This window comes from Acidimicrobiia bacterium (assembly GCA_036271555.1).
GTDB lineage: Bacteria > Actinomycetota > Acidimicrobiia > IMCC26256 > PALSA-610 > DATBAK01.
The window spans coordinates 21877-46799 of sequence record DATBAK010000035.1 but is presented as its reverse complement, the minus strand read 5'-3'; the positions used below and the strand labels follow the sequence as shown (position 1 = coordinate 46799).

Sequence of the window (24923 nt, the reverse complement as noted above, 5' to 3'; positions counted from 1 at the left end):
GATGCCGGCGTTGTTGACGAGGATGTCGAGCTGGCCGAACGAGCTGACCGCGGTGTCGATCAGGCGCTTGGCGCCTTCGAAGTCGGAGACCGAGTCGTAGTTGGCGACGGCCTTGCCGCCGGCGGCCTCGATCTCGCGCACGACGTTGGCGGCCGGGTCCTCGTCGCCACCCTGCCCGTCGAGGGAGACGCCGACGTCGTTGACGACGACGCTCGCACCCTCCGACGCGAGGCACAGCGCGAACTCGCGGCCGATGCCGCGACCGGAACCGGTGACGATGGCGACGCGCCCGTCGAGGAGGCTCACTTGTCGAGCGCGACGGTCGCGGTGCCGCTCAGCACGGAGACGTCGTCCTGGTTCTTGACCAGCAGGTCGAGGTCGACCGTGCCGCCGTCACCGTCGGGGTTGAGCGCGGTGATCGTCGCGGTCGACGTGAGGACGTCGCCGGGCCACACCTGCTTCGAGAAGCGGACCGAGAACTTGCGCATCGCGGTCGGCCCGAACCAGTCCTTGACCACGCGGGCGAGGATGCCGGCGGTGAGCATGCCGTGGCCGAAGACCGACGGGTTGCCGACCTGGGCCGCGATCGTGTCGTCGTGGTGCATCGGGTTGAAGTCGCCCGACGCGCCCGCGTAGCGGACGAACATCGTGCGGGTGAGGGGCGGGAACTCCTGCTGCTTCTCCTGGCCCACGGCCACGGAACCACTCACGCTGCTCTCCCCGGTACTCGAAGCTGACGGCGGCGTCAGACTGTAACCGGGTGCCTTCGCGACCGCAGGTCCGGCTATCGACGCCCGTCCGCCACGCGCGCGTCTCGCGAACGTGACACGCGTGTCGGGTTTGCGTAGCGTGGCCACATGGCTCGCGCAGCGGCATCGGGCGCGCGCCGGCGCGCGGTCTCCGACGACGATCCGTCGCCCCGCGCGGGCCGCCCGGCCCAGGGTCGCGAGCTCCGGGCGCGGGGTCAGCGCACCCTCCGGAAGCTCCTCGACGCCGGCATCCAGGTGTTCGAGACCCGCGGCTACCACGCGGCGCGCGTCGACGACGTCGTGAAGCTCGCGCGGACCTCGCACGGCACCTTCTACCTCTACTTCGCGAACAAGGAAGACCTGTTCGCGGCGCTCACGGCGGAAGTCGCGACGTCGATGCACGAGCGGGCGGAGGCGCTCCCCCCGCTCGAAGACGGGCTCCCGGCGCTGCGCGAGTGGGTCGCCGGCCTCGCCGACCTCTACGACAAGTACGCGGCGGTGATCGTCGCGTGGACCGAAGCCGAGATCGGCGAGAGCAACTTCGGCCGCATGGGCGACGACCTCATCTCCGATGTCGCGGGCGCGCTCGCGCGCCGTATCCGCGCGGTCGGCTCCGATTCCCTCGACCCGCAGGTCGCCGCGCTCGCGCTCGTCGCGATGATCGAGCGACTCCTCTACTACGCGATGACGCGCCAGGTGCACGTCGACCGCGACGCGATGATCGAGACGCTTGCCTCGGTCACGTACACCGCCATCTGTACTTGATGGTCGCACTCGCTTCGCTCGCCGCTGCTGACGCCTCAGCCACCACGTCGGGCGGTCCGGAAAGCGACCCGCCCGTTCCGGTGAGAACTCTCCGTGCCAGTTAGGAGACGGTCGCGCTGCCGGTCGCGAGCAGGCGTTCGGAGAGGTCGCCGAGCTCGGCGACCGGTCCGTGGAACGAGACCTCGCCCTTGATGAGCACGATGACGTCGTCGGCAATGCCGAGCGCGTGGCTCACGTGCTGCTCGACGATCAAGAGGGTCGTGCCCGCGTCGCGGATCTTGCCGAGCATCGCGTAGACCTCGTCGACGATGATCGGCGCGAGCCCGAGCGAGAGCTCGTCGGCGATCAGCAGGCGGGGCTTGTCGACGAGCACGCGTGCCAACGACAGCATGCGCTGCTCGCCACCCGACAGCGTCCCCGCGAGCTGCTTCGCGCGGTCGCCGAGTCGCGGGAACATCGTGTACGCCTCGGAGATCGCCTCGCTCGCGCCCGACTTGCCACGGCTGCGCACGAGCGCGAGCTGGAGGTTCTCCTCGACGCTGAGCGACGCGAACACCGAACGGCCTTCGGGTGCGTGCGTGACACCCGCACGCGCGTACTCGTACGCGTGCCGCTTCGTCATGTCCTTGCCGTCGAAGAACACCTCTCCGCGCGTCGGTGGCACGAGACCGGAACACACCCGCGCGATCGTCGTCTTGCCCGAGCCGTTGGAGCCGAGCAGCGTGAGCACCCGGCCCGGCGCGATCGCGAAGCTCACGTCGAACAGTGCCTTGAACGGTCCGTAGCCGGCGTCGACGTTGCGGAGCTCGAGCAGCGGCGTGCCGGTCGAGGTGCCGTTGGCGGAGCTCATACGACGTCTCCCAGGTAGGCCCGCCGGACCGACGCCTGCGCGAACACCTCGGCGGTCGGACCGCTCGCGATGAGCGTGCCGAAGTCGAGCACGAACACGCGGGTCGCGAGGCTCTGCACCATCTCGACGTCGTGCTCGACGAGCAGGATCGCGGTCCCCCGCTGCGCGGACACCTCGCGCAGCTTCTCGACGAGGTCGAGGGTCTCGTGATGATCGAGTCCCGACGACGGCTCGTCGAGCAGCAACAGCGTCGGCTCCGTCATGAGCGCGCGGCCGACCTCGACGATGCGACCCCGCCCGAGGCTGAGCGCTTCGATCGGACGGTCGGCGACGTCGCCGAGCCCGAGCAGCTCGATCGTCTGCTCGACGCGCGCGAGCTCGTCGGGCTTCGGGCGGCCGCGACCGATCAGGTCCTTCCAGAGCGCGCCGTCGCCGCGGCGAATGCGTTCCGCGATGAGCAGGTGCTCGCGCGGCGTCATCTCCGTGAACAGCTCGATGCGTTGGAACGTGCGGCCGATGCCGAGCCGCGCGCGCCGGTGGGTGGGCACGCGCGTCAGGTCGTGGCCGTCGAAGTGCACGGTGCCGCCGTCGGGCTTCAGCATCCCGAGCAGGCAGTTGAAGAACGTCGTCTTGCCCGCGCCGTTGGGACCGATGAGGCCGACGACCTCGCCGGGCTCGACGTCGAGGCTCACCTGGTCGAGCGCGGTGATCCCCGCGAAGCGCTTCGCGATGCCGACGGCCTCGAGCAGGCTCACGACGGCGCGCCCGCCGCCGCGAGCTTGCGTCGCGCCCGCCAGTCCTTGAAGCGATCGATCCGCGCCTGCGTCTTCACGAGCGACTTGCGCGTGTTGTACTCGAGCAGGCCCTCCGGATGCTTCGCGTACGTGAGCGCGCCGAGGCCGAACAGGATCGGCTCGAGCCCGAGCGGCAACGCGGTCAGGTGCCACCACGGCTGGACGTTGTTGATGATCCACGGCCCCGCGTTCTGCAGGATCAGGATCGGGAAGAAGATGAAGCCCGCGGCCGCCTGCAGCGCACCCTCGAACGTGCGGGTCCCGAGGCTGACGACGAGCACGATCCACACGAGGCCGAGATCGGTCGCGTAGTTGGCCTGGAACGCGACCTGCTGGTGCGCGGTCGCGAGCAGGCCGCCACCGAGCCCCGCGATCGCCGCCGAGAGCGCGAACGCGACGATGCGGGCGCGGGTCGCGTTGATGCCGATCGACACCGCCGCGGTCTCGCTGCCCCGCAGCGCCGCGAGCGTCCGGCCGGTCGTGCCGCTCCGCACCAACTTCAACGCGAGAGCAACGACGAGCATGATGAGGATGCACAGCACCAGGAAGCTCTTGTCGCTGTGAAAGTCGATGCCGCCGATCTGCGGCCGCGGGATCGGCTCGGGCGACGCCGGGCCGCCCACCCAGCCGAACTTCACCATCACGTTCTCGAAGAACAACGCGAACGCGAGCGTTGCGAGCGAGAGGTAGATGCCACCGAGCCGCAGCACGGGGATCGCGAGCAGCGCGCCGACCGCGGCGGCGACGACGGCGCCGATGACGATCGCGAGCATCACCGACATGTTCTGCTGCATGACGAGCTGGAAGGTGACGAAGCCGCCGATGCCCGCGAACGTCGCCTGGCACAGCGAGATCTCGCCCGCGAAGCCGGTGATCACGATGATCGAGGCGAAGATGATCGCGAAGATCACGGCGTCCTGGGACTCGGTCACGACGCTCGGGTTGGCGTGGAAGAACACGTAGTACCCGAGCAGCCCGAGCACGACGGTCCACCAGCCGCGCATGCCGTAGGTGAGCTCCTTGCTGCGCTCGCGCGCGATCGGCTGCGGTGGTGGTGGCGCGACCCCGGCGAGCGGGTCGGCGAGGTCGCGCCGGTTCCGCAGCCGCGGCGAGAAGATCAGGATGAGGAAGAGCACCACGAACGGCAGTGACGGCCGCAGGTTCGTCGCGAGGACACTGTTCGTCGGCAGGTAGATCGACAGGATCTGCTGGAGGACCCCGAGCCCGAGCCCACCCGCGAACGCGAGCGGGATGCTCGTGAGCGATGCGAGCACCGCGGCCGAGATCGCGGCGACGACGAGCGGCGTGTAGAAGACGTTCGTCACTTGCGAGAGCACCGGCGCAATCAGCACGCCGGACAGTCCGGCGATGAAGCTCGCGAGCATCCACGAGCTCATGCTCACGAGCTCCGCGTTCACGCCCGCGAGTTCGGTCATGCGCGAGCTCTCGACGACCGCGCGCATCCGCAACCCGAGCGACGTGTAGCGGAACAGCACAACGAGCCCGCTCACGATCGTGAGCGTGATCAGGATCGTCGCGACGTCGTCCCGATAGAGGAACACACCGCCGAACGGGTGGTAGACGATCAGTCCGTCGGGCACGACGCCGGTCGCGGTGCTGTTGGCCGACCCGAACCACAGGTCGACGGCTTGTGGCACCGCGACGAGCAGGCCGAGCACCGTCACCAGCCGTGCGGCCGACGACGTGTTTCGCAGGAACCGGAACAACAGCCGGTCGAGCACGAAGCCGGTGAGCGGCGCCACGATGAAGACCGCGAGCAACAACGCGAGCGGGATCGGCCAGTGGTGCCGGACGCGTGTGTCGTAGTAGACGGCCGCGGCCGTGAACGCCTGCGCCCCGTACGCGAGGTTGAAGACCCCCGACGTCTTGTAGGTCAGGACGAGCCCGACCGCGAGCAGCCCGTAGATGCTCCCGAAGGTCATCCCCCGGAGGACCGCGCTGATCAGATCGACCACGCCGTGGCTCTCCTCCTCGGTCCTCTCAGCTGATGCGGGACGACGTCAGCCGTTGACGTAGGTGCGGGTCGGCGGGTTGTCGGGCACGTGCGTGCTCGAGTTGGGGATGCAGACCCACGGCTTGGCCGCGGTCGCGAACACCGGCACGAACGTCCCGTCGTGGATCTTGAGGAAATTCGAGCACTCGGTGTGACTCCGCACCTCGGGGTGCTTCACCGGGTCGACGTGGCCGGTGTCCTTCCAGTTGATCGGCGAGATCAACCCGCCGACCGTTACATCAGTCTGCGTGTTGAGCCCGTCGATCACCTTCTGCTGCGTGAAGTGCGGACCCGCGAGCTTGAGGCCGAGCACGAACTGATACGCCGCGATCCAGCCGATGACCGTGATCTCGTAGGTCGGCTTGTTCTCCGCTTTGATCCACTTCTCGAACGTCTTGATCTCCGGGATCTGCGGCTTCCACTCGAGCGCGAGGAACTGCGGGATCACGTACGAGCCCTCGTAGTACTGCGCGTTCGCCTTGATGAAGTTGCGGTCGTAGCCGTTCGGGAGCTCCTGGATCGCGTTGAGACCCTGGCGCTTCATCTCCTTGGCGAGCACGAGCGTCTCGTCGGCGTCCATGCAGGTGAAGACCATCTGCACGCCCTTGTTCTTCATCTGCGCGACCTGCGCGGAGAGGTCGGGCTGCGCGAACTGGATCGAGAAATCGTGGAAGACGACCTTGGCGGCGTCGTACTTGGCGAACGAGTTGAGGGTGCCCTTGCCGCAGTCGATCGACGACTGGTTCACGCCGTAGGCGAGCACGCCGATCTTGGTGGCGCCGGCCTTCTTCGCGAGCCACGAGCCGGTGATGCCCGTGCAGCTCGCGCCGTTGCAGAGGGCCGACTCGTTGCCGAACAGGGCGTTCTTGTCGCCGTATTCCGAGTTGATGTTCCAGCCGAAGGTGGGCTGGCCCGCGTTCTGGAGCGCCTGCGCACCCCCGAACTGCAGGGTCGCGATGAAGGTCGCGAACGCGTTGTCGGTCGCGAGCGCCTGCTGGGCCTGCTGCAGGTTCTGGAGACCGATGGTGTCGTCGCGCTGCTTGCCGATCTTCAGCTGGCGGCCGTAGATCCCGCCCTCCGAGTTCACCATGTTGAAGTAGGCCTGCATGCCGTCGGCGATCTCGGCGTAGTGCCCGTGGAGGGGGTTGTTCTTCGACGCGATCACGTCGACGCTGATCGAGTCGTTCGTCACGCCCTTGGCGGTGACGGGGACGTTCTGCTTCAGCTCGGCGGCCGACGCGGTCGTCGCGGTCGGGCCTCCCTGGGCCGTCGTCGTGTTGGTCGCGGTGTCCTGCTTGGAGTTGCCGCACGCGGCCGCGACGACGGCCAGACAGGTGAGGATCGCGAGCATTCGAAGCCGCATGAGGTCCCCCCAGGGATCCGAAACCTAACGCGCGTGTCAGGTTGCGAGGGGCGAGACTAGCGACTCGATACCTCCGGCGGGCAACGCCGAGGCACAGTGGCAGACTCCGACGATGCAGCGGCGCACGCTCGTCACCTTCCACGCCCATCCCGACGACGAATCGATCGCGACCGGCGGCACGATGGCCCGGGCCGCGGCGGCGGGTCACCGCGTCGTCCTCGTGATCGCCACACGCGGCGAGCTCGGCCTGGTCGCCGACGGCTTGTTGCGCGACGGCGAGACGCTCGCGGACCGGCGCATCGTCGAGACCGCGGCCGCGGGCGAGATCCTCGGCGTCGAGCGCATCGAGTTCCTCGGCTATCGCGACTCGGGCATGGCCGACGATCCGCGACGCGACGATGACGGCTCGTTCTGGACCGCCGACGTCGACGAGGCCGCGGCGCGCCTGGCCGCGATCCTCGACGAGGAGCACGCCGACGTGCTCACGATCTACGACGAGAAGGGCAACTACGGGCACCCCGACCACATTCAGGTGCACCGGGTCGGCCACCGCGCCGCCGAGCTCGCGGGCACGCCCGCGGTGTTCGAGGCCACGATGAACCACGACTACATCGTCGGGCTCATGAAGGAACAGGGCGACACGATGCCCGAAGGCGTCGAGCGACCCGACCCCGAAGCGATGGACCTCGGCATGCCCGAAGCGGTCATCACGACGCGCGTCGACGTGACCGACTTCGTCGACCGCAAGCGCGCCGCGATGCAGGCGCACGCGTCACAGATCGACGACAACTCGTTCTTCCTCCAGATGCCACTCGCGTTGTTCCGCCGCGCGTTCGGCTACGAGTGGTTCATCCACAAGGGCGAGCCGCCCGGCATCCACGAGTCGGATCTGTTCTGATTCGCTCGCTCCTTCGCCGGCTTCCGTTCGGGTCGCCGACTCGCACGCTCGCTGGCGAGCCTCGACGCTCGCTCCGCTCACGCCTTCGGCCGCGTGGGAGCACGTGTGGGCGCGGACGCTGGTCTAGCCCCGCTTCGGCGCTTGGCGCGGCGCGACGCGGCTGAAACCGGGTTTGTCGAGCGCCTCCGCGGCCTTCACGAGCTCGGCGAGCGCGTCGGGCACCGCGCCCGCGAGGTCGTCGACGTCGGGAACCAGCTCGCGACACACGAGGAACCCGAAGTCGACGTGGTCGAGGTAGCTGATCACCGTGAGGTTCAGGCCCGCGCCGTCGAAGATCGGACCCATCGGGTACATCGCGAGGAGCTTGGCGCCCGCGAAGTAGAGCGGGAACGGTGGGCCGGGCACGTTCGAGATCACGAGGTTGTGGATCGGACGGTGCCGGTCCGCGAGCCGCAGGCCCGAGTACACGCGCATCGCACGCGAGAACAGCGCGGGCGACGCGAGGTCGGCCCACTCCTGCAGCGTGTCGCCGCCGATGTCCTCGTGCATCTGCTTCGCACCGATCGTCGACTGGTGCACCGAGAGGAGGCGCTCGACGGGATCGTCGAGCTCGACTGGGAGTCCGGCGAACATCGCCGAGACCCGATTGCCCATGTCGGCCTTCTGCTCCTCGGTGCGCGTCGACGTCGGGATCGTCGCGACGAGCGGACGGTCCGGAAGCTCGCCACGCGCCGTGAGGTACGTGCGCAGTGCGCCGGTCGCGACCGCCAGGATGACGTCGTTCACCTTGACGTTGAACGCGTTCTTCACGGTCTTGACGTCGGCGAGCGCGACCGACGAGAACGCGATCTTGCGGTGCGGTGTGATCGTGCCGTTCATCGTGAGACGCGGCGCGGTCAACGGCACGGTCATGTTCGTCGTCTGCTCACGCGCGCGCTGCACGACGCGCGTCGCCGAGCGCACGAGCCGCCGCATCGCGCGCGCCATGAGCAACGGCTGACGCGCGAGCGACACGACCGCGTGCGCGATCAGCTCCGGATCGCCGGGCACGTGGTCGGCGTGCCAGTCCTCGGGCCGCGGTCCTTCCGAGCGCGACGCAGGTTCGGCTTCGAGGTCGTAGAGGTTCGCGATCAGCTCGACGCCGGACATGCCGTCGATCGCGCTGTGGTGCACCTTCGCGATCACCGCGACGCGGTCCTGCTCGAGCCCTTCGACGTACCAGATCTCCCACAGCGGTCGCGACCGGTCGAGCGGACGGCCCGCGATCTCCGCGGTCAGTCGCGCGAGCTCACGCGGTCCGCCCGGCGCCGGCAACGCGGTGTGGCGCACGTGGTAGTCGAGGTCGAAGTCCGGGTCCTCGACCCACAACGGGTTGTGCAGGTCGAACGGCACGGTCACGAGCCGCCGGCGGAACGGTGGCAGCAGGTGCATGCGCTCGCGCAGGAGGTCCCGCACGCGTTCGACGTCGAAGGGAGTGGGCGCGGTCGACGGATCGAGGATCGCCGTGCTCATCACGTGCATGTGAGCGGTGGGCGTCTCGATCGAGAGGAAGGCGGCGTCGAGGCCGGAGAGTCGTCGCACGAACGCCATCCTCCCACCTGAGCTTTCCGGTCGCACTCGCTTCGCTCGCCGCTCCTGAGGCCGCAGCCCCCTGGGACGGCCGGCCCGCAGAGCGACCCGGCCGTTCAGGCAGGAACGCGGGCTCCCTCGCGGCCAAAATGTAGAGGTGAGCGCCTCGGGCTGGTTTCTGTGCGTGGCCGTCGTCGGCCTGGTGTTCACCCTCAATGCCCTGGCGCCGCGGCGGCGCCCCACCTCGCTGGTCGGTGTCAGCTTCTTCTCCGCCTGGCTGACGACCGAGCTCGCCGAGATCCACCTCGTCTGGCAGGCCGTTGCCATCGGCCTCTTCGTCGCCACGGGCGCGCTCCACGCGTGGACCGGCGACCTCGCGCTCGCGCTCACCGCGCTGTCGTGGATCGGGCTCGTGCACATCGTGACCCTCGCGTTGCGAACCCGCGCGTTCATCGACGACGCGCTGCGCGACCTCCCGCCGCTCGAAGCCGTCACCCCCGTTCGCAGTCCGTTCCGGCGCGCGATCGCGCGCAACCCGCGCCGCGCCGGTGTGGAGAAGATCAAGAACCTCGCGTACGTCGACGACGGCGACCGTCGCCATCGCCTCGACGTCTACCGGCCGAAGGTCGACCCCGAGGACGGCGAGCGCGACAACGCGGGCGCCGGCGCGCCGGTGCTCCTGCAGATCCACGGCGGCGGCTGGATGATCGGCGAGAAGAAGCAGCAGGGCCTGCCGCTCATGTACCAGCTCGCGTCGCGCGGGTGGGTGTGCGTCGCGATCAACTACCGGTTGTCGCCCCGCGCGACGTGGCCCGACCATCTGATCGACTGCAAGCAGGCGCTCGCGTGGGTGAAGCAGCACATCGCCGAGTACGGCGGTGATCCGGCGCGCGTCGTCGTCACCGGTGGCTCGGCCGGCGGTCACCTCACCGCGATGCTCGGACTCACCGCGAACGACGCGCGCTTCCAACCCGGCTTCGAGGACGTCGACACGTCGGTGCGTGCGTTCGTGCCCGTCTACGCGGTGTACGACTTCACCGACCGCAACGGCATCCGCGGCAAGCGCGACGCGCTGCGCTGGATCCTCGAGAAGCGCATCGTGAAGCTGCTGCGCGACGCGAACTTCGACGTGTTCGACCTCGCGTCGCCGATGAGCCACGTGCACGACGGCGTGCCGCCGTGCTTCGTGATCCACGGCTCGCTCGACAACCTCGTGCCGGTCGAGGAGGCGCGCGCCTTCGTCGGTCTCCTGCGCGCCGCGTCCACCGCGCCGGTCGCGTACGCAGAGCTGGCCGGCGCGCACCACGCGTTCGACGTCTTTCCCTCGCTCCGCAGCGTGTTGATGGTCGACGGCGTCGAGCGCTTCGCGAGCTGGGCGGTCAGCGACTCCGCCCGCTCCGTCGCCGCACGATCGGCGGACGGTGCACCCGCGTCGGCGACCGGTCCGACGACCACGGCGCATACGGAGCCATCACCAACCCTGCAAGGGTGAGCAACACGGTGTCATAGTTCACGCGCCAGCCCGCGAAGTCGCGCCACGCCTGCTCGCGATCCTGCTTCACGGGCACGCCCGCCTCGGCGATGTGGTCGTACACCTCGAAGAACTCCGACTTCGTGACGCTGATCGGATCGTCGGCGTTGGGCGCGGCGTCGTACGGGATCTGGAAGTTGTCGGCGATGGCGCGCAACGCGAGGTAGCCGGCGCGGATGCACGTCGCGGCGTCGGGCGTCCACGGGATGTCGAGGAGCGCGAGACGGAGCGCGGCCGTGTCGAGGATCGCGCCCGCCGCGGTGATCCACGAGCGGTGGGGGTTCGGCGAACGGAAGAACGAGAGGATCCCGACCGAGGTGTGCGTCTCCTCGATCTCGACGAACCACAGCTCCCACTGCTGCCAGATGGGGTCGAGCCGCTCGGCGAAGCCGGTGCGGTGCGCGCGGATGATCATCTCGCTCGGCGACGGCGGCGTGCCCGCGCGCACCGTGAGCTGACCGACCGCGACCTCGCGTCGCGAGAACGACCCGTAGATCGTCGGCAGGTACGAGATGAGGAGCGCGAGGAGGCCGAGCCCGATCGCGGCCTCGACGAAGCTGATGAGCATCGGCCCGACGCGTCGGGGCGTGTCGAAGCCGAGCGTGAAGAGCGCGGAGCCGCTCAGCCGAACCGCCTCACTCCACGTCGTGTGCTCGACGGCCCAGAAGATGCCGATGAAGCCGACGAAGACGCTGCCGAGCCACACGATCGGGAACGCGAGCAACGTGAGCGGCGCGTAGAGCGCCATGACGCGGTCGCGCTGCTCGTAGCTCTTCGCGGGACGCGTGAAGAGATCGAAGACGCTGCGCAGCGCGCGGGCGATCATGCGCGTGACGGTGACGGTCGCGCCGCGCGGCAGCACGAAGGTCCGTACCGCGGCGTCGATCACGATGACGACGCTCGCGATGCCGAGCACTCCGAGCGCAATGCGTGCGGCGATCACGCGCTCACTCCGAGTCGCGCGGGTTCTGCCGCGCCCGCTTCACGTCGGAGCGGCGCCGCTTCGACTGCAACCGGCGTTGTTGCGACGCACGCGTCGGCTTCGTCGCGTGACGGGGCGCGTCGATGTGCAAGGCGTCCGCGAGCCGTTGTCGGAGTCGCTCGAGCGCGGCGGCGCGGTTGCGGGCCTGAGACCGCTCGTTCGACGCGACGACGCGCACGGTGCGGCCGAGCTTCTCGACGAGACGCGCCCGCTGGCGAGGTCCGAGCGACGGAGAGCCCTCGATGTCGAAGTGCACCTCGACCCGCGTGTTCGCGGTGTTGGCGTGCTGCCCGCCGGGGCCGCCACTCCCGGTGAAGCGCCATTCGAGCTCGTCGAGCGGGATGCGACACGAGCGCGTCACGGCCAACACCGGCCGGGCGTCCGTGCTCCGCTCGTTCCCGTCACCGGCTGGCACTGGAGCAGACTACGGCGGTGCGCGCGGTCGGTCTCGTCCTTGCAGTCCTGCTCCTCGCGGCGTGCCACGGCTCGTCGACGCCGCATGCGAGCGGGCCGAAGAGCACGGCGGTGAACCCGGGCCCGAACTCCACGGTGTCCGATCCGGGGCCCAACAACACGGCGAGCGGACCGCAGACGCTCCAGGGAACGCTCGTCGCGCGCGACGGCTGCTTCGAGCTCGACGGCAACGCCGCGCATCAGCCCAAGACCCACTACGAGCTGACGTTCGTCGACGTGGTGGTGCAGCGCGGCACCGACAAGGTCGTGATCGAGGACTCCGACGGCAAGCGCACCGTCGGGCCGCGCGACACCGTGTACGTCGCGGGCCACCCGGCGTCGGGCCGCGGACCCTGCGGCCGGAACTTCAACGTCGACAAGGTCGTCGCCGTCATCCCGGCAAATTGAGTTCGGCGACGTTCCCGCCAGAGCGCGCGAGCGGAGCGAGCAGCGCGGCCTCAATCGTGCACTGAGGCGTCGCGGAGGGCGAAGCTTGCGAGCCCGACCAGAAACTACGTGCGTGAGAGCGGGCGGTACTTGATGCGGTGCGGCTGATCGGCTTCCGCGCCGAGGCGTGCGTGCCGGTCGGCCTCGTAGTCGCTGAAGTTCCCCTCGAAGAATCGCACTTCCGAATCGCCTTCGAACGCGAGCACGTGCGTCGCGATGCGGTCGAGGAACCAGCGATCGTGGCTCACGACGACCGCGCAACCGGCGAACGACACCAGCGCGTCCTCGAGCGCGCGCAACGTGTCGACGTCGAGGTCGTTCGTCGGCTCGTCGAGCAGCAGCAGGTTGCCACCCATGAGCAACGCCTTCGCGAGGTGCAGGCGGTTCCGCTCACCACCCGAGAGATCGCCGACCCGCTTCTGCTGATCGGAGCCTTTGAAGTTGAAGCTCGCGACGTACGCGCGGCCGTGGATGTCGCGACCACCGACGACGAGGTGGTCGACACCGCCGGTGATCTCCTCGTACACGGTCTTGTCGGCGTCGAGCGCGTCGCGCGACTGGTCGACGTACGCGAGCTCCACGGTCGGCCCGACCTTCAACGCGCCCGCGTCGGGCTGGTCCTGACCGACGAGCAGCCGCAGCAGCGTCGTCTTGCCCGCGCCGTTCGCGCCGATGACGCCGACGATCCCACCACGCGGCAGCGTGAACGAGAAGTCGTCGAACAACAGCCGGTCACCGAATGCCTTCGTGAGGTGCTCGGCCTCGACGACCTGGTCGCCGAGACGCGGACCCGGCGGGATCGAGAGCTGCAGCTTGTCGCCCACGCGCTCGGCCGCGTTCGCTTCCGCGAGCAGCGACTCGTACGCGGTGAGTCGCGCCTTGCCCTTCGCCTGTCGAGCGCGCGGCGCCATGCGCACCCACTCGAGCTCGCGCGCGAGCGTGCGGCGACGCGCCTCGTCGGACTTCTCCTCCTGCGCGAGTCGCTGCTCCTTCTGCTCGAGCCACGACGTGTAGTTGCCCTCCCACGGGATGCCCTGCCCGCGGTCGAGCTCGAGGATCCAACCCGCGACGTTGTCGAGGAAGTAGCGGTCGTGCGTGACCGCGACGACGGTGCCGGTGTACTCACCGAGGAAGTGCTCGAGCCACGCGACGGACTCCGCGTCGAGGTGGTTCGTCGGTTCGTCCAGCAGCAGGAGGTCGGGGCGGCTCAGCAGCAGGCGGCACAGCGCGACGCGGCGGCGCTCACCACCCGACAGCGTCGTGACGTCGGCGTCGCCGGGCGGGAGCCGCAGCGCGTCCATCGCGATCTCGAGCGTGCGGTCGAGATCCCATCCGTTGGCGGCGTCGATCTTGTCCTGCAGCTCACCCTGCTCCGCGATGAGCTTGTCGAAGTCGGCGTCGGGCTCCCCCATCGCCGTGCAGACCGTCTCGAAGCGGGCGAGCAGGTCGCGCAGCTCCGCGACGCCGTCGGTGACGTTGCCGAGCACGTCCTTCGCGGGGTCGAGCTCCGGTTCCTGCGGCAGGTAGCCGACGGTGAAACCGGGCGTGAGCCGCGCCTCGCCCGAGTAGCCGTCGTCCTGCCCCGCCATGATCCGCAGCAGCGTCGACTTGCCGGCGCCGTTGGAGCCCAGCACGCCGATCTTGGCGCCGGGGTACATCGAGATGTTGATGCCGCGCAGCACCTCACGGTCGGGCGGGTAGAAACGCGACAGCTTGTGCATGGTGTAGATGAATTGCGGCGCCATGCGACCTACGTTACCGGCGCGTCGGTTCGAAACCTCCAAGCGGAACGCACGAGAGGATGACGAGTTGACCAGGATCTACGACATCGCGGACGAGTACGTCGAGCGCTACGCCGCGCTCGATCCGGTGAGCGCGACCGCTGAGGGCATCGCCGGTCACGACCACGAGCTCACCGACTACTCGCCCGCAGGATCGGACGCGCGCGATGCGCTCGCGCGCGAGACGCTCGCCGCGCTCGCCGCCGCGTCCGTCGAGGGTGACCGCGATCGCATCGCGTCGGAGGTGATGCGCGAGCGGCTCGAGCTCGGCACCCTGCAGCACGACGAAGGCGACGAGCTGCGCGAGCTGCGCGTCCTCGGCAGCCCGATGCAATCGATCCGGCAGTGCTTCGACCTCATGAGCTACGACACCGCCGACGACTGGGAAGTCGTGGTCGCTCGGATGAAGCGGGTGGCGTGGTCGGTCGAGACATTTCGCGCGTCGCTCGAGGAAGGCGCGCGACGCGGCCTGCTCGCGGCGCGTCGGCAGGCGCTCGCGTGCGCGCAACAGGCCGAGAGTTGGGGCGGACTCGGAAGCGACCAGCCGTACTTCCGCGCGATCGCGCAGCGCTACGCGCAGTCGGCGAACGGCGCGCTGGGCGCGTCCCTGAACCGAGCCGCCGAGGAAGCCACCGCGTCGTACGCAGAGCTCGCGGGTTGGCTGCGCGACACGTACGCGCCCCAGGCGGACGAGCGCGACGCTGTCGGCGCCGATCGCTACCGCCTCCAGGCCCGCGCGTTCTGCGGCATCGACCTCGACCTCGCGGAGACGTACGACTGGGGCTGGGACGAGCTCTACCGCATCGAAGATCAGATGGGGCGGGTCGGCGAACGCATCCTTCCGGGCGTGTCACGCGACGAGGTCATCGAGCACCTCGAAACCGACGAGCACCGCGCGATCGAAGGCGTCGACAACTTCCAGCACTGGCTGCAGGACCTGATCGACCGCTCGATCGCGGAGCTCAACGGCACGCACTTCGACCTCGCGGAGCCGCTGTTGCGGTGCGAGGCGATGATCGCGCCGCCCGGCGGCACCGCGGCGATGTACTACACGGGTCCGAGCGAAGACTTCTCGCGGCCCGGCCGCACGTGGTACCCCACCCTCGGCAAGACCCGCTTCCCACTCTGGCGCGAGGCGTCGATCTGCTACCACGAGGCGGTTCCCGGTCACCATCTCCAGATCGCGCAGGTGCGCTACCTCGCCGAGGAGCTCAGCCGCTTCCAGCGCACCGGATTCGTCTCGGGCCACGGCGAGGGCTGGGCGCTGTACGCCGAGCGGCTCATGGGCGAGCTCGGCTACCTCGACGATCCCGCGTACGAGCTCGGCATGCTGTCCGCGCAGGCGATGCGCGCGGTGCGCGTGATCGTCGACATCGGCATGCACCTCGAGCTGCCGATCCCGGCGCGCGAGCGCTACCACCCGGGTGAGCGCTGGAACGCGGAGATCGCGCTGCCGTTCGTGATCGAGCGTTCCTGCTTTCCGGCCGACTTCATGCGTTCCGAGGTCGACCGCTACCTCGGACTGCCGGGGCAGGCGATCTCGTACAAGGTCGGCGAGCGCGTGTGGCTCGCGGCGCGCGACGAGGCGAAGGCACGCAAGGGCGCGGACTTCGACCTCAAGGCGTTCCACTCCTACGCGCTGAACCTCGGCGGCATGGGCCTCGCGCAGCTCCAGCGTGAGCTCTCGAGGTTCTAAGACTCTTCGCCTTCCCATTCGCGATCGGACTTGTCCCAGGCTTCGTTGCGCGCGTCGAAGCTGTCCTTCCAGTGCTCGGCCGCGTCACGTGACGGATAGGGACCGAGCCGGCGATCGGGCGGACACGGCGAGTCGGCAGGCTCGACGCGCTCGTGCTTCAGGCACCAGTACCAATCGTCGGCCACGGACGGAACTCCTCGGGGACGGACGGCAGCGGGCAATAGCGTGACGTTCCCATGAGCCTGCTCGTCGACACCACTCCCCTGCGCGTGTCGCGCGACTTCCGTCGCCTCTGGCTCGGTCAGGCCGTGTCGTTCGCGGGCAGCACGATCACCGCCGCCGCGCTCCCGTTCCAGGTGTTCCACCAGACGGGCTCGTCGCTCGACGTCGGTCTGCTCGGCGTGGCGCAGCTCGGCCCGCTGTTGCTGTGCTCGCTCGCCGGCGGCGCGCTCGCCGACGCGGTCGACAAGCGTCTGCTCCTCCTCATCGTCACCTTCGTCTCGCTCGCCTGTTCCGCGCTGCTCGCCGTGAACGCGTGGCTGAGCCATCCGCAGCTCTGGCTCCTGTACGTGCTCGGCGCGGCGTCGAGCGCCGCGTTCGCGGTGAGCTTCCCGGTACTGCGCTCGTTGCTGCCGCTGCTGCTCGAGGAGAGCCTGCGACCGGCGGCGTTCGCGCTGCAATCGACGTACGGCTCGTTCGGGATGATGGCCGGGCCCGCGGTCTCCGGTCTGATCATCGGCGCCGCCGGGGTGAAGGCGGCGTACAGCGTCGACGTCGCGACCTACTTCGCCGCCCTCTGGTTCTTCGCGCGCATCGCGTCGTCGCCGCCGGTCTCGGCCGGCGCCCGCGCGTCGCGCTCGTCGGTCGTCGAAGGGCTCCGCTTCCTGCGCGGGCACTCCGTGATCATGAGCGTGTTCGGCATCGACCTGCTGGCCATGGTCTTCGGCATGCCGCGCGCGCTGTTCCCGGCGCTCACGCAACGACTCGGCGGAGGGCCGGTCATGTACGGCCTGCTGCTGTCGTCCGTCGCGGCCGGCGCATTCGTCGCCTCGATCACGAGCGGCTGGACGGGCCGCGTCGAGCGCCAGGGACGGGCGGTGTTGTTCGCGGTCGCGGCGTGGGGTCTCGCGATCGCGGTCGCCGGGCTCGTGCGCGTGCCCGCGATCGTGATGCTCATGCTCGCCGTCGCCGGGGCTTCCGACATGATCTCCGGCGTCTACCGCTCCGCGGTCGCGGCCGACGTGACGCCCGACGACATGCGCGGGCGGGTCAGCGGCGTCGAGATCGCGGTGTACGCGGGCGGTCCGGTGGTCGGCGACGTCGAGGCCGGCATCGTCGGCGGGCTCGTGGGCGTGCCGTTCGCGATCGTGTCCGGCGGCATCGCGTGCGTCGTCAGCGCCGCGCTGTTCGCCGCGCGGGTGCGCAGCTTCGCAACCTACCGCCGCCACGCGCCGGCGGACCCGCTCCCGCCTGAGCGCGCGAGCGGAGCGAGCGGCGCGGCCTCGATCGCGGACTGAGGCGTCAGGAGCGGCGAGCGCGACCAGGAAGATCAGCGCGCGGCGTTGCGACGCGCGATCGAGTCGATCGCGACCGCGACGAGCAGCACCAGCGCGGTCACGACCTTGTCCGCGGCCGCGCTGTAGCCCTGCAGACCCATTCCGTTGTCGATCGCGGCGATGACGAGGCCGCCGAGCACCGCGTGGATGGCCTTGCCCCGCCCTCCGAAGAGACTCGTGCCGCCGATCACCGCCGCCGCGACCGCGTACAGCACGAGGGTGCCGCCGTCGAGCGACGTCGACACCGAGTTGATGCGCGACGCGTACACGATTCCGCCGATGCCGGCGGTCAGCGATCCGAGCGCGAAGCCTGCCGTGCGCATGCGTGCGAGCGGAATGCCGGCGCGGCGCGCGGCTTCCGCGTTGCCGCCGATCGCGTAGAGGTAGCGGCCGAACCGCGTGCGATTCAGCAGGAACGTCCACGCCGCGAGGACACCGAGCACGACGAGCACGACCCACGGCACGCCTCGGATCGCGATCAGCCGGCCGCGGTTCGTGTTGCACACGAGCACCACGGCGATGCCCGCGGCGGCGATGAGCGCGATCTTCAGCAGCGTCGCGACCGCGGGCGGGGCGACCAGCCCCGAGGCGCGGCGACGCGATTCGTTGCGCCACATGCGCGCGCCGACGATCGCGACGATCACGACCATCACGATCCAGCTCGCGAGCGGGGTGAGGTTGCCACTCGTGATGTCGACGACGATGTGGTTGTCGATCGGCACCGTGCCACCGGTGCCGAGGATGAGCAGCATGACGCCCTGCCAACCGAGCAGGCCGCCGAGGGTCACGACGAACGACGGCAGCCCGAGCCGGGTGATGATCGTGCCCTGCAACGCGCCGATCGCCGCGCACGTGATCAGCGCGATGAGGATCGCGGCCCACCACGGCCACCCCGTCGACTGCTTCACGAGCTCGGCGGTGACGATCGCGCCGATGCCGCCCACGTACCCGATCGACAGGTCGATCTCGCCGAGGAGCAGTACGAACACCTCGCCCATCGCGAGGAGCATGTAGGCCGCGCCCTGCACCAGCAGGTTCACGAGGTTCCCGGACGACAGGAACTTCGAGTTGAGCGACTGGAAGATCAGCGAGATCAGGATCAGGCCCGCGATGACGGGCAGCACGCCACTGTCGCCCGAGCGCACACGCGTCCACCAGACGCGCAGGTACGCGCCCAGCGTGTCGGCGTGGGCGCCGGCGTCGCCGGGATCGGCCTCGGCGCGCGCGGCGTCGGCGAGCGCGCCCTCCTGCGCGTCGGCATCCACCGGCGGCGTCGGCTCCTCGACCCGGGTCATGTCGTCGCGCTCCCGTCGGGCCTACCGTCGCGCGCGACGGTGCGCGTCGACTTTCCCGTCGTCATGAGATCGACGACGATCTGCGTGTCGAGCTCGCTCGTCGGCCGCTGCGCCACCATCCGGCCGAGCCGCAGCACCGCGATCCGGTCCGCGACCTCGAACACGTCGTTCATGTTGTGCGACACGATGAGCACCGCGAGCCCGCGCTCCGCGAGGCTGCGGACGAGCCGGAGCACCATCTCGGTCTGCGCGACCCCGAGCGCGGCGGTGGGCTCGTCCATCACGACGAGCTTCGAGTTCCACAGCACGGCCTTGGCGATCGCGACGGCCTGACGCTGACCTCCGGAGAGCGACGCGACGAGCTGACGCACCGATCGCACCGTCGTCACCGCGAGGCTCGCGAGCGTCTCCGCCGCGGCCTGCTCCATCTCGTCCTCGGCGAGCACGAGATTGTGCACGCGCTCGCGGCCCAGGAACAGGTTCTGCGCGATGTCGAGGTTGTCGCACAGCGCGAGGTCCTGGTGCACGGTCTCGATGCCGAGCGCGGCCGACTCGCGCGGGCTGCGGATGTGCACCGGCCGGCCTTCCCAGAGAATGTGTCCGGAGTCCGGGGAGTGGATGCCCGCGATGCACTTGATGAGGACCGACTTCCCCGCGCCGTTGTCACCCGCGAGCGCGGTGACCTGACCGGCCGGAATGTCGAAGTCGACATCGACGAGCGCGTGCACCGCGCCGAAGCTCTTGCTCACCCGCTCGAGTCGGAGCAGTGGCGGGTCGGTATCGGCGCGTGCCACGTCCGGTGCTGTCGCCGTCATGTGCGCGATCGCTTACTTGTTGATCCCGGCGGTCGTGCACGCGCTCGCCAGCGCCGACGTGCACAGCTGCGTGACGTTCACGCCCTTGTCGGCCACGACCGTCGACGCCATGTTCGTCGTCGTGACCCAGATCGGCGTGAGGAAGACGGAGTCGACGTCGCCGCCCTTCGGGTCCTTCGAGGTCGCGTTCACGAGCCCGCTCGGCGCCTTCTCACCGGCCCGCAGGTACAGCGCGAGCGCGACCGCGGCCTGCGCCTCGACGTAGATCGGCTTGTACACCGTCCCGCACTGGTAGCCCGCGAGCACGTTCTGCAGACCCGACAAGGACGCGTCCTGCCCGGTGGTCGGGAAGGTGCGCGCCGGCGTGTGCTGCGACTTCAGGATCGCGATCACCGCGTTCGCGTTGTCGTCGTTGGGCGTGATCACGGCGTTGATGTTCGGGTGCGCGGTGAGCTGCTGCTGGAACGTCGTCGCCGCGACCGACGGCGTCCAGGTGCCCGCGGGCTCGCCGACCTTCACGTACGAGCCGTCGTCGAAGTGCGACTTCAGCACGCCGTTGTAGCCCTGCGCGAACAGCGACGCGTTGTTGTCGGTCGGGTCGCCGTCCATCACGAGGATGTTCGGCTTCGTGACCTTCCATGCCGCGATGCAGCTCTCCTCACCCTGACCGATGAGTTGACCGACCTTCACGTTGTCGAAGCTCACGTAGAAGCGGCCTTCGGTGCCGCCCTGCACCAAGCGGTCGTAGTCGATGACGGCGACACCCTTCGACTTCGCCTCCCGCTCGATCGCGGCGGCGCTGCCCGAGTCGATCGCGTCGATGAGCAACACGGTCGCGCCCTTGGTGATGTCGGCCTCGGCCTGGGTCTGCATCGTGCTCGTGCTGCCCTGCGCGTTGTCGACCTTGAAGTCCGACGACGACAGGCCCGCGGCCTGCAACGCCTTCGTGAGGTACGGCCGGTCGAACGTCTCGTACCGCGCCGATGACGTCGTGTCCGGCAGCAGCACACCGACCAGACCCTTGCCCTTCGCGGCGAGCGACTTCAGCTGGTCCATCGCGGCGAAGTCGACCTTGAACGTCGAGGGCGAGATCGACGTCGGGATGTCGCCTCCCGATCCCCCGCTGGTGTCGTTCGAGCTGTTCGACGACGAGCTTCCGCAAGCGGTCAGGGCGACGACGGCGACGACCGCAATCGCGGCCACGGCCGTCCGCTGGCGCGTGAGGTGCATACCGACCTCCCGATCTGAGGTGCGCATCGAGCGCGACCGGGAGCGGCCGCGTCACAGATCGGTTATGTCCCCGTAATCGTCGCGGAACATGCGCGCACACACCACTCAGGGCCTGACACGAGTGTCAGTAAATCTCCTGGGTGTGCGGAGCGAGCGAAGTGGTGAAGAAGAGATCGGCACGCGCGAGCGCGTCGGCGTGGCGCGCGGTCATGCGGCGCCCCGCGACGAGCGCCGACGGGTATACGCCGCCGTACAGCAGTGCGCTGAAGGCGCCGTGAGTGGTGACGAGGTCGGGCGTCGCATCGACCTCGCGACACGACCCGCCATCCGGCGCGCCCTCGACTGCCCAACGCGTGCCGTCGACCTCGACGACGACGCAATCGGTGGTGCGGTACGTCCGCGCGCTGAACGCGGTCGGGATGTCGAGCACGTTGACCCAGGTCCCGTCGTTCAGCGCGCGGGTGCGGAGCGCGCGCGGGTCGTCGATCAGGTACGGCAGCGGATCGTCGATCGGCATGCACCGCGCGCGGATCTCGCCGACGAGGTCCATCGAGAGCAACGTCTGCCAGAGCGCGGCGTGCGCTTCGGGAGTGAGCGCCACCAACTCGATGAGGTACACGTCACCGCTCGGTTGACCGTCGTTCCAGTGCTCGTGGGCGCGGTATGCGGCGTAGCCGTCGTCGTGCGCGAGGTAGTACGCGCCGCTCTGCTCGCCCTGCGGCTTCGCGCGGTCGTCGAACAGATACTGCTGCGTCTCGAGGTCGCGACCGATCTCGCCGGCGCGCTGGGCGCGGAAGCGATCCCAGAACGCGGAGATCGTCGGCACGATCTCCTCACCCTCGAGGAAGCGGACGGGGTTCGGGTGCACGCAGAACTCGGCGCGCACGCTCGCGCGACGGGGATCGATCGTCGTGAACCACGTCTTCGTCGCGATGCCGTAGTCGAGGTGCTCGTAGATGCCACCCTCGGCCGCGTACAACGTCGCGATCGGCTCACCGCGCGCCGCGATGTCGTCGTGCACCGCGCGCACGACGCGCGACATCAGCCCTTGCCGCCGGTGCGTCACCGAGGTCGAGACCCACGTCACGCCGCCCATCGGCACGACCGCGCCGCCGGGCAGCGCGACGTCCATCTTGTAGGACGCCGCGAGCGCGACGATCCGGTCGTCGTCGAACGCGCACCGGAACCGCCCGACATCGTGGAGCTTGAGCCGGTCGGCGATGTCGTCGGCGGTGTACGACACGCCGAATCCCCGTGCGTCGACCGCGCAGAGCGCCGGCCATTCGTCGAGCGTGGGTGCACGGACCTCGATGGCCATCGGGAGAGCCTCGCACGGCCGGCCCGTCGAGCGGTCGACCATTTCCACCGGGTCGCCGTCCACCGCCGCACCGGGGCGGCTCTCTAGCATCCGCCGATGGCCCCGCCCCAGCTCCCCGGATACACGCTCGAGTCGTTCGAGCACGAGCAGATCACCCGGCCCGTGTACCGGCGCGGCGAAGGCCCCGCGGTGATCGTGATCCACGAGGTACCGGGCGTGACTCCGAACGTCGCGGCGTTCGGTACCCGCGTCGCCGACGAGGGCTTCACCGCGGTGCTGCCGTCGCTGTTCGGAAAGCCCGGTCGCGACGTCTCCGGTGGCTACGCGTTCCGCTCGATGCTGCAGGGTTGCGTGTCGCGCGAGTTCTCGAACTGGGCGCTGAGCACGACCTCCGCGATCACGGTGTGGCTCCGCGCGCTCGCCAAGGCGGAGCACGAGCGCTGCGGGGGTCCGGGCGTCGGCGCGGTCGGGATGTGCTTCACCGGCGGGTTCGCGCTGGCGATGATGGTCGACGACGAAGTCGTCGCGCCCGTGTTGAGCCAGCCGTCGCTCCCCTTTCCGGTCGGCGGCGCGCGCAAGCGCGACCTCGCGATCTCCGACGCCGACCTCGCGGTGATCAAGGCGCGCGCGGCCGAGGGCCAGTGCGTGCTCGGACTGCGCTTCACCGGCGACATGGCAGTTCCTGGCGAGCGCTTCCAACGCCTGCGCGACGAGCTCGGCGACCGCTTCATCGCGGTCGAGATCGACTCGTCCCCCGGCAATCCACACGGTGTTCCCAGGCGAGCGCACTCGGTGCTGACCGAGCATCTCGTCGACGAGCCCGGCCACCCGACGCGCGACGCGCTCGATCGTGTCCTCGAGTTCTTCCGCGAACGCTTACTGCCTGCCGAGCGTCAATAGACTGGACGTGCTCGGCGGCGGGCTGAGCAGCGAGTCAGAGGTGGTTCCCCCCGGTGTCGACGCGAAGTGGGGTCGCGACGATCGTCGCAATCGTGGTCGCGCTGCTGTGCGCGACGGTGTTCACGGTTCACGCGCGCCTCGATCTCGACGCGACGCGCCACTCGCTGGCCGTCTCGCGCCAGCACGTCGTGCACCTCGACGCGCAGGTTCGCGACGCAGGCTCGCAACGCGCGCAGGCATCGGTCGAGCTCGCGCGCGCCCGCACCGCGCTCGCCGCCGACACCAGCGCGCGCGACCGCCTCCGCGCGACCGACCGCGTCGAGTACGCGAGTCTCACCGCGGCGCTCGCCGACCTCGCACGCCACCGCGAGGAGCTGAAGGAGAACACCGCGCGGGCCCAGCGCCTCGACGCGTGCCTGCTCGCCACGTCGCAGCTGTTGAACGAGGCTGCGGTCGGCGACACCGCGCACCTCGCGACGACGCTCCCGACCGCGGCGCAGCTCTGCAGCGAGGCCGCGGCATGACCGTCACCGCGACGCGTTCCGACGAGCTGGTGCCGGTGGGTCGGCGCCGGCGCCGGCCCGCGTGGTGGACGGTCGCGCTCGTCGCCGCGGTCGTCGTGACCGGCGCCGCGGTCGTCACCGACGCGGTCGCGCTGCAGCCTGCGCTCCACCGCGAGAGCACCGCGCTCGCGCGTTCGCGCGCCACGGAAGCCGCGGCGCGGCGCACCCTCGTCGACCTTCAGGCGCAGACCGCTTCCGACACCGCCGACCGCTCGCGCACGACGACGCTCGACGCGCAGCGCCGAACGGAGCGCGCCGCCGCGCAGCAGGAGCTGACGAAGCTCGAGCACGAGCTCTCGTCGACGCATCAACAGCGGAACGGCACCGTGCTGATCCTCGACCAGCTCGCGCGGTACTCGGAGCAACGGGACGCGTGCATCGCGGGCGTGCAGCACGCGACCGACGCGCTGCGGCGAGGTTCGACGCACGACGCGGTCGACGCGCTCACGAGCGCCGACGCGCCGTGCTCGGCCGCGCTCGCGGCGGTGACCGGCGCGCGCTACCCGTACGACTTCCCCGATCCCTCCGTCCTGCGCGTCGGGTCCCGCTACTACGCGTACTCGACCAACGCCGGCGGCGGGAACCTCCAGGTCCTCGAGTCGAGCGACCTCTCGCACTGGTCGCTCCAGGGCGACGCGCTCGCGGCGGTGCCGGCGTGGGCGAGCCCCGGCGCGACGTGGGCGCCGTCGGTCGTCGCGCTCGGCGGCCACTACGTCGCGTACTACACCGTGCGCGACCGCGGATCCGGCCTCGAGTGCGTCTCGGTCGCGGTCGCGGCGCAACCGGCAGGCCCGTTCGTCGACTTCTCGAAGGCACCGCTCGTCTGCCAGTCCGGCGGCTCGATCGATCCGAGCCCGTTCGTCGACGCGGCCGGCGCGGTGACGTTGCTCTGGAAGAGCGAGGCGGTCCCGCTCGCGCCGACGATCATCTGGTCACAGCCGCTCACGCCCGACGGCCTCACGCTGACCGGCACCCCGTCACAGCTGCTGTCCCCCGGCGCGAAGTGGGAGCACGGGATCGTCGAGGCGCCGTCGATGCTGCGCATCGGCTCGCACGACTATCTCTTCTACTCCGGGAACTCCTGGTCGACGGCCGCGTACGCCGAGGGCGTCGCGGTGTGCGACGGTCCCGCGGGACCGTGCCGCCGCCTCCAGAGCACTCCCGTGCTCGCGTCGCAGAACCGGCTCGCGGGTCCCGGCGGCGGCACGGCGTTCACGACCACGAACGGGAAGGTGCAGCTCGCGTTCGCGGCCTTCACGCAACCCGACGTCGGCTACCCGAACAGCCGGACGCTCCACTTCGCGAGCGTGCAGCTCGTTGCCGGCGTGCCCGTCGTGATCCCCGAATAGCGGGG

24 protein-coding genes are annotated in these 24923 nt (G+C 69.8%); 9 read left to right on the top strand and 15 right to left on the bottom strand.

All coding sequences use genetic code 11. From position 1 onward, the window contains the following. Together VH914_09640 and VH914_09635 are read right to left on the bottom strand one after the other, a co-directional pair. On the bottom strand, window positions 1-306 hold a 306-nt coding region (locus VH914_09640; protein HEX4491453.1), incomplete at its 3' end, for an SDR family NAD(P)-dependent oxidoreductase. Next, window positions 303-710 carry a MaoC/PaaZ C-terminal domain-containing protein gene (locus VH914_09635; GenBank protein HEX4491452.1) on the bottom strand — a complete coding sequence of 136 codons (408 nt, stop codon included), beginning with the start codon at window positions 708-710 and terminating at the stop codon, window positions 303-305. The genes VH914_09640 and VH914_09635, both read right to left, overlap by 4 nt. Before the next feature lie 147 nt (window positions 711-857). Between VH914_09635 and VH914_09630 the strand changes: the two genes are divergently transcribed. Then, window positions 858-1514: a helix-turn-helix domain-containing protein gene (locus tag VH914_09630; protein HEX4491451.1), complete on the top strand. Its 657-nt coding sequence runs from the start codon at window positions 858-860 to the stop codon at window positions 1512-1514. A 100-nt stretch (window positions 1515-1614) separates the two neighbouring features. Here the strand turns inward: VH914_09630 and VH914_09625 are convergent, their stop codons facing one another. The 4 genes from VH914_09625 to VH914_09610 are packed head-to-tail and all read right to left on the bottom strand — an operon-like array spanning window position 1615 to window position 6535. Next, window positions 1615-2364: an ABC transporter ATP-binding protein gene (locus VH914_09625; GenBank protein HEX4491450.1), complete on the bottom strand. Its 750-nt coding sequence runs from the start codon at window positions 2362-2364 to the stop codon at window positions 1615-1617. Continuing rightward, window positions 2361-3119: an ABC transporter ATP-binding protein gene (locus VH914_09620; protein HEX4491449.1), complete on the bottom strand. Its 759-nt coding sequence runs from the start codon at window positions 3117-3119 to the stop codon at window positions 2361-2363. Before VH914_09620 ends, VH914_09625 begins: the two co-directional genes overlap by 4 nt. After that, window positions 3116-5134, bottom strand: coding sequence for an ABC transporter permease (locus VH914_09615; protein HEX4491448.1), 2019 nt, complete (start codon window positions 5132-5134; stop codon window positions 3116-3118). The genes VH914_09620 and VH914_09615 overlap by 4 nt, the downstream gene beginning before the upstream one ends. Before the next feature lie 45 nt (window positions 5135-5179). Continuing rightward, on the bottom strand, window positions 5180-6535 hold the full coding sequence (locus tag VH914_09610) for an ABC transporter substrate-binding protein (protein ID HEX4491447.1): 1356 nt from the start codon (window positions 6533-6535) through the stop codon (window positions 5180-5182). A gap of 112 nt (window positions 6536-6647) precedes the next feature. Here VH914_09610 and VH914_09605 point away from each other — a divergent pair, with 112 nt between their 5' ends. Further along, the gene (locus tag VH914_09605; GenBank protein ID HEX4491446.1) at window positions 6648-7433 is read left to right on the top strand and encodes a PIG-L family deacetylase; all 786 of its coding nucleotides are present in this window, start codon (window positions 6648-6650) and stop codon (window positions 7431-7433) included. Between the two features lie 123 nt (window positions 7434-7556). On the opposite strand, the gene VH914_09600 is transcribed toward VH914_09605, so the two are convergent. Then, window positions 7557-9014 (bottom strand): wax ester/triacylglycerol synthase family O-acyltransferase, encoded by a 1458-nt coding sequence (locus tag VH914_09600; protein HEX4491445.1) that lies wholly within the window; start codon window positions 9012-9014, stop codon window positions 7557-7559. Window positions 9015-9159: 145 nt separating this feature from the next. On the opposite strand from VH914_09600, the gene VH914_09595 reads away from it, so the two are divergent. After that, window positions 9160-10494 (top strand): alpha/beta hydrolase, encoded by a 1335-nt coding sequence (locus VH914_09595; GenBank protein HEX4491444.1) that lies wholly within the window; start codon window positions 9160-9162, stop codon window positions 10492-10494. On the opposite strand, the gene VH914_09590 is transcribed toward VH914_09595, so the two are convergent. Together VH914_09590 and arfB are read right to left on the bottom strand one after the other, a co-directional pair. Then, window positions 10382-11476, bottom strand: coding sequence for a hypothetical protein (locus VH914_09590; GenBank protein HEX4491443.1), 1095 nt, complete (start codon window positions 11474-11476; stop codon window positions 10382-10384). The two genes, VH914_09595 and VH914_09590, sit on opposite strands and share 113 nt — an antisense overlap. Before the next feature lie 4 nt (window positions 11477-11480). Further along, on the bottom strand, window positions 11481-11930 hold the full coding sequence (gene arfB, locus VH914_09585; GenBank protein HEX4491442.1) for an alternative ribosome rescue aminoacyl-tRNA hydrolase ArfB: 450 nt from the start codon (window positions 11928-11930) through the stop codon (window positions 11481-11483). 17 nt (window positions 11931-11947) lie between these two features. Here arfB and VH914_09580 point away from each other — a divergent pair, with 17 nt between their 5' ends. Beyond that, window positions 11948-12376, top strand: coding sequence for a hypothetical protein (locus VH914_09580; GenBank protein ID HEX4491441.1), 429 nt, complete (start codon window positions 11948-11950; stop codon window positions 12374-12376). A gap of 104 nt (window positions 12377-12480) precedes the next feature. Here the strand turns inward: VH914_09580 and ettA are convergent, their stop codons facing one another. Further along, the gene (gene ettA / locus VH914_09575) at window positions 12481-14160 is read right to left on the bottom strand and encodes an energy-dependent translational throttle protein EttA (GenBank protein HEX4491440.1); all 1680 of its coding nucleotides are present in this window, start codon (window positions 14158-14160) and stop codon (window positions 12481-12483) included. A gap of 64 nt (window positions 14161-14224) precedes the next feature. Between ettA and VH914_09570 the strand changes: the two genes are divergently transcribed. Continuing rightward, window positions 14225-15892, top strand: a complete 1668-nt coding sequence (locus tag VH914_09570; protein ID HEX4491439.1) for a DUF885 domain-containing protein — start codon at window positions 14225-14227, stop codon at window positions 15890-15892. Here VH914_09570 and VH914_09565 read toward each other — a convergent pair. After that, window positions 15889-16077 (bottom strand): hypothetical protein, encoded by a 189-nt coding sequence (locus tag VH914_09565; GenBank protein HEX4491438.1) that lies wholly within the window; start codon window positions 16075-16077, stop codon window positions 15889-15891. The genes VH914_09570 and VH914_09565 overlap by 4 nt on opposite strands. A 51-nt stretch (window positions 16078-16128) precedes the next feature. On the opposite strand from VH914_09565, the gene VH914_09560 reads away from it, so the two are divergent. After that, window positions 16129-17409 carry an MFS transporter gene (locus tag VH914_09560; GenBank protein HEX4491437.1) on the top strand — a complete coding sequence of 427 codons (1281 nt, stop codon included), beginning with the start codon at window positions 16129-16131 and terminating at the stop codon, window positions 17407-17409. A 32-nt stretch (window positions 17410-17441) separates the two neighbouring features. Here VH914_09560 and VH914_09555 read toward each other — a convergent pair whose 3' ends face one another. The 4 genes from VH914_09555 to VH914_09540 all read right to left on the bottom strand — a co-directional run bounded on the left by VH914_09555 (window position 17442) and on the right by VH914_09540 (window position 22106). Continuing rightward, entirely contained in the window at window positions 17442-18743 is a 1302-nt protein-coding gene (locus VH914_09555) for an ABC transporter permease (protein ID HEX4491436.1), read from the bottom strand. Beyond that, a complete protein-coding gene (locus tag VH914_09550; protein HEX4491435.1) occupies window positions 18740-19558 on the bottom strand; it encodes an ATP-binding cassette domain-containing protein in 819 nt (272 codons plus the stop codon). The genes VH914_09555 and VH914_09550 overlap by 4 nt, the downstream gene beginning before the upstream one ends. Before the next feature lie 12 nt (window positions 19559-19570). Beyond that, entirely contained in the window at window positions 19571-20761 is a 1191-nt protein-coding gene (locus tag VH914_09545; GenBank protein ID HEX4491434.1) for a substrate-binding domain-containing protein, read from the bottom strand. Between the two features lie 151 nt (window positions 20762-20912). Continuing rightward, the gene (locus VH914_09540) at window positions 20913-22106 is read right to left on the bottom strand and encodes a GNAT family N-acetyltransferase (GenBank protein ID HEX4491433.1); all 1194 of its coding nucleotides are present in this window, start codon (window positions 22104-22106) and stop codon (window positions 20913-20915) included. Between the two features lie 96 nt (window positions 22107-22202). Between VH914_09540 and VH914_09535 the strand changes: the two genes are divergently transcribed. Genes VH914_09535 through VH914_09525 form a run of 3 tightly spaced genes read left to right on the top strand, consistent with a single transcriptional unit; the run spans window position 22203 to window position 24918 of the window. Continuing rightward, window positions 22203-23006, top strand: a complete 804-nt coding sequence (locus tag VH914_09535) for a dienelactone hydrolase family protein (GenBank protein HEX4491432.1) — start codon at window positions 22203-22205, stop codon at window positions 23004-23006. Between the two features lie 53 nt (window positions 23007-23059). Beyond that, window positions 23060-23530 (top strand): hypothetical protein, encoded by a 471-nt coding sequence (locus tag VH914_09530; protein HEX4491431.1) that lies wholly within the window; start codon window positions 23060-23062, stop codon window positions 23528-23530. After that, the gene (locus tag VH914_09525; protein HEX4491430.1) at window positions 23527-24918 is read left to right on the top strand and encodes a family 43 glycosylhydrolase; all 1392 of its coding nucleotides are present in this window, start codon (window positions 23527-23529) and stop codon (window positions 24916-24918) included. The genes VH914_09530 and VH914_09525 overlap by 4 nt, the downstream gene beginning before the upstream one ends. Window positions 24919-24923: the final 5 nt, after the last annotated feature.

Coding starts and splice junctions, on each gene's coding strand:
- VH914_09535 (HEX4491432.1), top strand. CDS start 22,203: ATGGCCCCGCCCCAGCTCCCCGGATACACGCTCGAGTCGTTCGAGCAC.
- VH914_09605 (HEX4491446.1), top strand. CDS start 6,648: ATGCAGCGGCGCACGCTCGTCACCTTCCACGCCCATCCCGACGACGAA.
- ettA (HEX4491440.1), bottom strand. CDS start 14,160: ATGGCGCCGCAATTCATCTACACCATGCACAAGCTGTCGCGTTTCTAC.
- VH914_09625 (HEX4491450.1), bottom strand. CDS start 2,364: ATGAGCTCCGCCAACGGCACCTCGACCGGCACGCCGCTGCTCGAGCTC.
- VH914_09610 (HEX4491447.1), bottom strand. CDS start 6,535: ATGCGGCTTCGAATGCTCGCGATCCTCACCTGTCTGGCCGTCGTCGCG.
- VH914_09550 (HEX4491435.1), bottom strand. CDS start 19,558: ATGACGGCGACAGCACCGGACGTGGCACGCGCCGATACCGACCCGCCA.
- VH914_09555 (HEX4491436.1), bottom strand. CDS start 18,743: ATGACCCGGGTCGAGGAGCCGACGCCGCCGGTGGATGCCGACGCGCAG.
- VH914_09560 (HEX4491437.1), top strand. CDS start 16,129: ATGAGCCTGCTCGTCGACACCACTCCCCTGCGCGTGTCGCGCGACTTC.
- VH914_09630 (HEX4491451.1), top strand. CDS start 858: ATGGCTCGCGCAGCGGCATCGGGCGCGCGCCGGCGCGCGGTCTCCGAC.
- VH914_09540 (HEX4491433.1), bottom strand. CDS start 22,106: ATGGCCATCGAGGTCCGTGCACCCACGCTCGACGAATGGCCGGCGCTC.
- VH914_09525 (HEX4491430.1), top strand. CDS start 23,527: ATGACCGTCACCGCGACGCGTTCCGACGAGCTGGTGCCGGTGGGTCGG.